The organism is uncultured Paenibacillus sp. (assembly GCF_963515335.1).
Lineage (GTDB): Bacteria > Bacillota > Bacilli > Paenibacillales > Paenibacillaceae > Paenibacillus_I.
This window is the reverse complement of record NZ_CAUPYC010000022.1, coordinates 43234-52748: the sequence shown is the minus strand read 5'-3', so window position 1 is coordinate 52748 and position 9515 is coordinate 43234. Positions and strand designations below refer to the sequence as shown.

Here is a 9515-nt window from a genome sequence, read left to right as displayed (position 1 = left end):
TCCCTTGCGGAATGACAGGGCAGTTTCGCTCGTTGTTCAGTTTTCAAGGAACAAAATTCGTTTCTTTCTTTCATCGCCATTCTCTCAGCGGCGACCTTTATAATATATCACGTTCGCCCTCTTCGATGCAAGCTTTTTTTCTCGGGAGTTTCTGCCAGCCGAACCGGCATCCGTCCCTTGCATCACTTCCCTCGAAGCGGCGAAAACTAATGTATCATACCGCCGCAAACAAAGTCAAGGCTAAGGCGACATTTTTCTAGATGCCGGTTTCGCCCAGCCTTGACTGCAATTTTATTGCCGGCGTTGAACGCCGACCGCACTCATAATATTGCCGATAATGCGGAAGGGTACATCCGTTTCTTTGGTTACGCCGTTCATGTAGGCAACCCGAAAACGAACATAATGGATACCTTTCGGCAGACCTTTGTCGAATGAGCTCCACTGCGGGTCGTACATGTCGGCTGTATAGCGATCGGGCACGTCGGCAGCGCGCAGCGCAATTGTCGTGTTCAGCGTCTTGCCGTCAATACCGGCGGTTTCCAACACCGCTTGAACTTCCCGGACAGGAGCATTTGACGTAATAGCCAACAGCCGCAACGTTTCTCCCGCATAAAAATCTTTCGGATCCACCGCGGTCTCATGCCCCTGTTCCCGATGGCGGGCCAACCAGGGCGGCATATGGTAAATCTCTCCTGTTATGTTCAATGGGAGAACCCTAATGTCATAGGTTACCGGTGCCGTATTGCACAAATCCTTGCTGTCGCATACGTCAAGCGTCACGCGATACGTACCCTTCGTTGCCGCGCTAAGATAGGGTTCAAGCGCCGTCGACGTGGTTTGCGAGCCCGACTCCAGATGGCGAATTAACCAGCTGTACGACATACCGTCACCGTCCGGGTCGGCCGATCGATTAATCAAACGGATCGTATCGCCTTCCCAGACGGGCTTCGGGTTCCAGTCAAATTCGGGAATCGGCGGCCGGTTGGTTTCAATATAGAAAAACTTCGGACTGCTCCAGTCACTCCATTCATAGCCGTCAAACGCCCTCACCATGACATACAGGTTCGTCTTTTCCGGAAGATCGGCAGCCGGGGTCCATGTCACAACAGTACCGTTGATCACATTGGAATCGAGTTGAAGCGCTCCGCCATACCGATAAATTCTGGCTTGGTACTGGACCTGCGCATCCCTGTCCTGATCGGTATACGACCAGTTGAACGCAGGTTTCAGCATTGTCAGTTTGGTTGGAGCCGACTGGTCGGCGCTGGGCGGGACGGTCACGTTTACCACCGGTTTTCGGTTGACGATATTCACTTGAAGCTCGTACTGCGCGGTGGCCCCGGCCGAGTCTTCAACGACTTGGCGGATGTTCATCACGCCGAGAGAACTGAACGCTTTCACCCAGTCGGTCCTCGATGTACTCTGAATCGTCTCGATCCCGCCGTTCGTCACGTTCCGAATATAATAGGTATGAGGCAAGCCGGTTCTCGCGCCGTCCTCCGCATCATAAGCCGTGGAATCGATCGTGATCGGATCTTCCCGGAACGCAGTCATGCGGCTCGCCGCGAACCCCGGAACCGGCGCTGTATTCGGCCGAGGCAAAACGGTGACGGCAACGTAGTCGATATCGAACGTCGACCACGCCCCGTACTCGTCTTTCACAGCCATACCGATTTCATACGTGCCGACTTCCGTTGGGGTAATCAGCTTCTCGGCTACATAGGTACCGCTCGGCGAAACGTAATAAAAACGTTTTTCCATTATCCCCTTGGTAGCCAAATAATCGATCCCCGTCGCTTCGGCCGAATAGTTCCACGCGCTTGCGTATCGATCAGGATCGCGGCTGCGGTCGGTCCACAAAATTTTCCCGTCCGCGGCCTTGGTATTATCCTTATCGGCAATCGGTCTGCGGTGCACGGTGATCAGCTTGGAAAATTCGTTCGATGGCTTTCGGTAACCGTCAAACACCATACTCGGCATTAAGTAACTTGGATTCGGGTCATCTTGAGCCTGCAGCTTGACGGCATAGTCGCCGACTTTATCGAATGTTAGCTGCGGTGTTGAGAACACCTGCCCGTTTATCGCAGACAACCCCTGGTTGTCGATGAACCTGGGCGTATGCCGGATTGTCCACCGGTAAGCCCCCGCCTGAGGATCGCCTTCCGGGTCCGTAAACGTAATATCGCTGTATTGCACATCGGCTCTCGCGCTGCTTCCATCCCATATGGCATATTGCGCAGACCATACATTGGCGGCCGAAACGGCTTTATATTGGAATGGTCCATAGGAGACAAATGACTTGTCAGAAAAATAACCGAACCTTCCCGACGTATACGTGCTGTCAGCCGCGCTTAAAATCGGGATATTGTTCAACCATACCTCGATTTGGTTGCCGACGAACCGGAGTCGAATGCCGTAATCCTTCTTGTCCTGCATTGGATACGTTCCACTCGCCAACACGGTCCGAACGCCGTTGACGTATTTAGCAATCGCCACATTGCTGCCGTCCGTTTCAAACGAATAGCGATTGCGGGCATCTGACATTCTGAACGAAAAACCGAGCCACTCCGTGTCATAATCGACGTCGTCCATGCTGAAACTGTACTTAACCTCCGCGTCCTCCAACGTAATATTGGAATAGAACTGCCCGTTCGTAAACGACCTTACCAGCTCAGGAGCCGTCGATGGAGGCCCAACGGATACACCCACCGAAGCATAACCAGGGCTTGTATTCCCCCAGCCCATGTACGCTTGCTTAATCGTTACGTAAACCCCGTCACTGAAATACTCGCCGAACTGTTGCCTGCACTGGTCCGAAGGCGCGCCGATATATCCGATCCCGTTCCCGCCGGCATCAAATACCCGGTTGTATCCCTCGGTCAGGGAATATTGAGTGCAGGAGGCATCCTTTAAAAAGCTGGTCCGGTATCCCTCTCTTGTTACCGTACTGCTGGGGAACAGACTGCGCCGGCCGTACCAATTGGCCGTCCATTGCGTTCCCTGCGGCTCGCTGAACAGATGACTGCCATAGTGATATAGTTGGAGATTTTGCCCCCATAAGGTCCCAAGCCGTTCCTTTATCCATCCCCCGTTGGCATCGATCACGATCGACTCCTCGTGCGTGTCGGGGAACATATATCCCGGACGGTAGTTATCGTAATAGATTTTGGCGATAATTTCATTGTTTGCGTAATCGTACGCGGTTGAAACATAAGGCTCGTTATGCGACCAACTCCCCGCAAAGGTACTCGAGTGATCCCACGAAGGTGCATTATTGGCTGGAGAATAGGGCAATGCCGTGCGCCAAGCCAAGCTGAAATCCGGATTGTATTTGGTGATCACGCTGTTATAGTTGTAGCGGCTGTCATAGTTAACGCGCCAGCCCTCGTAAATATAAATGGCCCCGTTTGCGTCCACGTTCCATGCATCACTCTGGCGATATTGCCTGCCGTTGGCGGGCTGGCCGATGACAAAGGGATCGGTTGGCGCAAACATATTCCATGTTGCACGTCTGACAATTGATAATTCGGGCGTAATCTCTGCTACTTTATTGGTAATGTTTTGCACGGTACTGTAGCTTTGATAATTTGTGGCAAGTACCAGGTTTTCCCCTTTTGTAAATTTAAACTCGTATCCGAAAGCCCCGGTATTTTCACCCGGAAATATTTGTTGCGCATCAAAACCCGGCGTATCGAAGGAGCTTTTCAATTTATCCCCCGTTAAAGCATCATAGGTGGCCATTTCGCCAAACATCACTTGCTGATTATTGTAATAGCCTTTCCAGATAAATAATACGTAAATCGTCTTTCCTACCATCTCCCAATCCCAAATCCGCTGTTTATAGCCTGTTAGATTGGTGCCATTGTAAGTGAAAGTTGTGCTGTCGGGCTGCTTGATGACAAAGGCAGTCGGACTTCCGTTCCGGTACGAATAGGTCGTCGAAAACCATACCGTAGTCGAAACGATCGGTGACAGCTTCTTCGGATCGATGGCGACAATGCGATCCTGATAGGCACCGGTGTCGCTATTATAGGAGCTCTGCGGTTGCAGGTATAAAAATTTCTTGTTCGATCGGAACTTCGGCGGCTTTTGCGTCCAAGAGGAGCTATAAATGAGCGGCTGGTTCTTCTCCTCGTCCACCAGGGTCGTGGACAGCGTATAGCTTGTCGCCGATCTCCACGGGGAGAGCCTGTTATTGCCGTACCCGTTGTTCACCAACGGAAACGAATCAAGCGATACCCGGTTGTAATTGTTGATTGTTCGGTTATAGCGATAAAAGTTTTGCATCTGCGGCCCGAAGTTTCGCCCTTCGCCGCTGACCAGCTTGCCGCCCGTGACGCGCCACAGGTTTGTTTTGTTTAGGACATACTTCGAGCTGTTTGTTTCATACACGGGCCAGCCCAGCATGGCCGACGGAGCAACTGATGTATAAGGGTCCAAATTCGGCTGCGGGTTATTCCCTTCGATCTTGAAAGAAACTTCCGGCGCGTTGTTGACAATATCCAGGGTGTAGACCGATTCCGATTCGCTCGCGGTGTCGTCCGATTTCCCGTACTGCTCCGTTACTTTGGCGTAAAATAAATATTTGCCGACTTTGGCGGGTAAAAAATTGATCTTGGCCAGGGTACCCGTTACCGGCTGCCAGGCTTCATCCGCAAATCCGTTGTTATTGGCATCATATTTGTACCTGTATTCGGCGGCGGTAATTTGATCGCCGTCAGGGCTGGTCGAGCGGTTGAAAATTTCAACCGATACGTTCCGGATGCCGACCGGCGGCACGACAAGCTTGGCCACAGGCGGAAGGTCCGGTTTGACGGTGATGGAGCACTCGGCGGCCCGGAGCGATTTCAGCCCCGCGCTGTCGTATACATGCAGCGATGCGGTCGCCGTGATATTGCTGCTTGTCCCGTTAGGGTAACTGGCAAGCCGGTTGGTCCACTCGTCCCTGCTGGAATCGATCGTCCTGCCGATCGGGCTGTAGCTGCCGCCGGAACCGAAGGAAGAAGCCGGCACCGGATGGTTTTCAATCACTTCGGCCGGACACGTCGCAACGGGAACCGGATTTTCCGGGATGACGTTAATAAAGGTTGAGGCGGTAGCGGTGGCGCCCCATTCGTCCCGCATGACGCCGGTAACGGAATGATAGCCGAGCGTGTCCATCGTAATGCCGCGCCAGCCGTCAATATATTCCGATCCTTTGGAAGGGATGGATTGAATGAAGCTTGTGCCGGATGCAAAATCGAAGCCGTTAAAATAAAGCGAATCGCCGTCCGGATCCGTCGGCGTCGGCACGCTGGGATCATTGATGTAAATCAAATCGAGCTTTGTCCCTTTCACCACTTCGTATACAGGCTTCGTCGGCGCATTGGGAAAAACAAAGCCGATACGAAAGCTCGGCGGATTGTTTTCGGCCGGGCTGCTCACGGTGAGCGGCTTCGGCCCGATCCACTCCGATTCGCCGCAGCTCGTCCGGATTTTCAGGTAGACGTTATGATAGCCCACGCCGATGACCCATGGATATGTACCCTGCGAGTAACTGGTGTCCGTGGTTTGCCCGAATACCGGATTGGTCTGATAGCTCATCCCGTTGCGTTCGATTTTGTAGGAGTGCGATCGGTATGTACATCCATTCAGGACAAAATTTTTGGGACGAAAGGTAAAGCTGTCCCGGTAATTGATGGTCGGCGGCACAATGTCAAAATCGCCGGTGAAACTGACCGGCGCGCTTGTCAACGCGGTAAAACTCCGTGAAATGACGTTGTTGCTTTCGTTTGATTCTTTGATGTTTGCCGCGCTGTCGACGCTCAGTTGAAACGTTTTGCTGGCCGTACTGCGAAATGTGTACGTGAACTGGACTTCTTTCGTCGTGCCTTTTTCAGCTATCGAGAAGGGCTGGATTTTAATATTCGTCGCGCCTTCCATGATCTTCACGCTATACGATCCATTGTAGGTCGGCCCCACATTGCGAAAAGTCGCTTTGAATGTCGCCGGCTTGCCGACAACCACATCTCCTACCGCTGCGATGTCGTCAGCCACGAGATCCGGCTCTGTTGAAACAGGGTCATAATACAGATTCAGGTAATAGATGTTGTAGGTATTGTCATAGGTGAATGTTGGCGGCGGTCCGTTTACAATTGATCCGGAAGGAGTCCCGCCTGCCGATTTTTTATAGCCGACATAAGAATAATTGGCATTCGTCGGCGGAGTCGTGCTGTACGATTGCCCGTTTACAAGCGCCGTTGTTTTCGTTGGAAAAAAACTGGACAGATCTTGCCCCGTTGTTGACCAATGCTTGACGATGAGCTGCGGTTCAGTCGTGATGGTGATGAGCATGGGGAAGTAGAACTTCATGCCTATGGTTTCCTCGCCACGTGTTGTTTCTTCCGGCGCTGGAGCATCCAGGACGATGCCCGTCATATTGATGTCAAAGGAAACGGTATCGGTCCCTTTTCCCGTGATATTTACCGGACTCGGCGTGTACGTAGTGTTCACTGCTTTATCAATAGCTAACCAAGCATAGTCACTTCGCGATTTCTCATACACCTTTAACCATTTGGCATCTTGATCGATCATCGCTTGTGTGAAAGGTTTGACCTCCAAGCCGACGATCTTTCTGTCGGTTAACGTAAACTCATACGGCGCAGCAATATTCGGATGCGATCCACCCCATCGCCCAGGCGTCCAGGAACCATCCGGATTCTTATTGATACCAGTTGAATACATCGCCACGAAATAGAACTTATTGGCATCTGTTCCGCCCACAATCGGATCGTTATCCGCAATGGACGGAATAGTGCCCGCATTTACAAAAGCACCAAAAGGTATGCTTGTAACGATAAGCATTATAAGAAAAAAAAGAGCGATATTCCGTCTTCTTCTCATTTACGCCGCCCCTTAATTTGCAAATGGTTTTTCCAAAAGCGGAAGTGTTTCCAACCCCACGGAGAATCCCACATATTTTATATCTTCCGGCTTCATGTCCTTCCAGTTTTTGATGTTGTAAAAGAGAAAATCCCCTTCACTCCTAAAACTAAAAGTCGCTGTAAAAGTACCATCCGGATTATTGACCCGATATTTTGCAGAATTAAAGCGAGCCCTCGGGATACCATCTCCGGTGAGGTAGTAAATGCCGAAATGTTTACCGGAATAGTTCATTTGTACCTCAAAGTAGTCCTTCACCGGGACGAGCGTGACACTGTAAATCGTCACATTATCATAATCATCCTCAAACCGAATCGGAAAATTTTTCTGAGTAAAGATCGTTACGTCTTTTGCGCCATACAGATACTCACCTTTGGCTTTCGTAAAGTATTTTCTAAACCCATCGAGCGGATAGACCTTCACATCACTCTCCTGCAAACTCGGCACCTTTTCCTCCCCGATCCACACCCAACGGCTAACGGCGTCCCAGCGCACCTTCTGCCCGAGCGCCTCGCTGACAAAACGCAGCGGAACCAGCGTCCGCCCGTTGACGGCGACCGCCTTCGTATCCAGCACCAGCCGCTCGCCATTAACGAGCGCCGCATTCGAGCCGATCGTAAGCCGCACATTTTTGGCGCCTTGCGTGATGATCACCGTCTTCCCTTCAAACCCTACCTTCGCCCCCAACGCCTCTGAAACAAATCGAACCGGGATCAGCACGCGCGAGCTGCTGTCCACCTGCGGCTTCTCGTCGGGGAACTCAATCTTTCTCCCATTCAGCAGCACCGCCAGATCCGGAAGATTATGATTCGACGACGACGCCGATACCCGAGCAACCGATACGAATGCCATCGCAGCTACAACAGATAAGACCAGCACCTTTGCCATTTTCATTTTGTTTGCCATCCTCATGGTCATGTTCATCCTTAATCTCTCCCCTTCAATTCTCCGGCTCTCGGCCTCACCCTAATTTTGTAAACCTCATTAAATATTAACGCATTCTCCCAAAAGACGGAACAACAAAAAAGCACCCCCTGCACGACTGGCATGCAAGGCGGGTGCTTCCCGCCGTTCCTATTCATTTCCCATATTATAGCAGACAACGCCCTCAACGATCAAGCCTCTTTTGCGAGCGGAGCGTATTTCAGCTCCAATTCGTCGGTATCGCCGGAATCGGGAATAACGGCGACCTCGCGGATGAAGCCGCGAACGACGAGCTTTTGCAGCAGCAGCGAAAGATCGACCCTCAAGTGCCGCAGCTCCGGATGGTTATACAGCTCCATCACGCTCCAAGGCTCCTCGCGGTTTTCCATCAGATCGAGCAGCAGCCGGCAGCACGATTTCATTTTGCTCATGACATGGAACTCGCAAGCCAGCAGCACGAGATGGACACGCTGCTCCAGCGTTTCCGGGCTGACCGTCAGCTCCTCGTACAATTTATAAACACCGGGGTTGTAGCCCTTGATCTGCGCCCACACGGTCAATTCCGGGTGCACGCCCTCCTCGATCAGCACGATATGCGCCCAATGATGCAACGACGTTAAAATGTGGCTGTGCGCGTCGAGAATGTTGCCGTCCTGAAGATCCTGCTTGGCATGCAGGTACGTCCGCAGGAACGCGGCGAACTCCGCCAGCATTTTCTGCTTGCGCAGCTCATCCGGAAAGGCGAGAAGCCGCTGCCTGATTTGCGCCAAATATTGATCCCGATCGAACAAAATCTCACCCCGCACCAACCATGGTATGATGTTTCGGTTTTCATTGCCGGCGATCCATTGCTCCAATACGGACGGCACGACCGACCGGATCTGAACGCGTTTGCCGCCATAAGCGGCATGCTCCACGCACCGGTCCGGATCGTCCCCTTCCATGACAGCGAGCAGGAGAAGATCCAGCCCGTCGATCAGCGGATTGTACGGATACGGATTGTCGATCGCCATCAGGCCGACCAGCCCGGCCCGGTTATGAAACATGTCGAAGAAATGCGTTTTTATCGCTTCCACAACGATCCCCCATAGCAGAGAATTCCTGGCTTCCTTCAGCGGTATAAGCTATAATGATATTCTGCGGTTCTATGTATTGTTCGACAACCGTGGGTCCGTTTCCTGCTCGTTTGCAGAAAGTCGCGACATCTCTTTTTCGGAAGGATGAACGTTCATGTTTTTCAAATCCGCCAAAATCAACGAATTCCGTCTGTGGGGACTTTTCTTCACCTTGTTCGGCATGGGCATTATGATACTCGGCACGGGGGGCATCGTGTTCTGGGGCGGACAAGCCGCCAAAATCGCCGCCGGCATCTTCCTGGTTCTCGGCCTGATTTCCATGCTCGTGAGCATGGGCATTTATTTCTGGGCCGGCATGCTGTCGACGAGCGCGGTGATGCTGGAATGTCCGGAATGCCATAAGCCGACGAAAATGCTGGGCAAAACCGACCGCTGCATGTTCTGCAAAACGATGCTGACGCTCGACCCCGACAAAGCGACGCACGCCGCCGACCAGGCGAACGGGCAAGCAACGTAAGCGCAAGGCCGCATTCCCCACCTCCACAGCCAATCGCATACGCGCCAAAAGCTTCGTCCCTTCCGGCAGGCCGCCGG

At 52.3% G+C, this 9515-nt stretch carries 5 protein-coding genes; 2 read left to right on the top strand and 3 right to left on the bottom strand.

All coding sequences use genetic code 11. The annotated features are described in order from the left end of the window. On the top strand, positions 1-260 hold a 260-nt coding region (locus tag RWM61_RS09545), incomplete at its 5' end, for a hypothetical protein (RefSeq protein ID WP_313999971.1). Between the two features lie 31 nt (positions 261-291). Here the strand turns inward: RWM61_RS09545 and RWM61_RS09540 are convergent. The 3 genes from RWM61_RS09540 to RWM61_RS09530 all read right to left on the bottom strand — a co-directional run bounded on the left by RWM61_RS09540 (position 292) and on the right by RWM61_RS09530 (position 8921). Beyond that, positions 292-6351 (bottom strand): CARDB domain-containing protein, encoded by a 6060-nt coding sequence (locus RWM61_RS09540; RefSeq protein WP_313999969.1) that lies wholly within the window; start codon positions 6349-6351, stop codon positions 292-294. Between the two features lie 543 nt (positions 6352-6894). Further along, on the bottom strand, positions 6895-7845 hold the full coding sequence (locus RWM61_RS09535; RefSeq protein ID WP_313999967.1) for a copper amine oxidase N-terminal domain-containing protein: 951 nt from the start codon (positions 7843-7845) through the stop codon (positions 6895-6897). Positions 7846-8036: 191 nt separating this feature from the next. Next, on the bottom strand, positions 8037-8921 hold the full coding sequence (locus RWM61_RS09530; RefSeq protein WP_313999964.1) for a nucleotidyltransferase-like protein: 885 nt from the start codon (positions 8919-8921) through the stop codon (positions 8037-8039). A 154-nt stretch (positions 8922-9075) separates the two neighbouring features. Here RWM61_RS09530 and RWM61_RS09525 point away from each other — a divergent pair, with 154 nt between their 5' ends. Continuing rightward, positions 9076-9438 (top strand): YgzB family protein, encoded by a 363-nt coding sequence (locus RWM61_RS09525; protein ID WP_313999960.1) that lies wholly within the window; start codon positions 9076-9078, stop codon positions 9436-9438. Positions 9439-9515 lie beyond the last annotated feature (77 nt).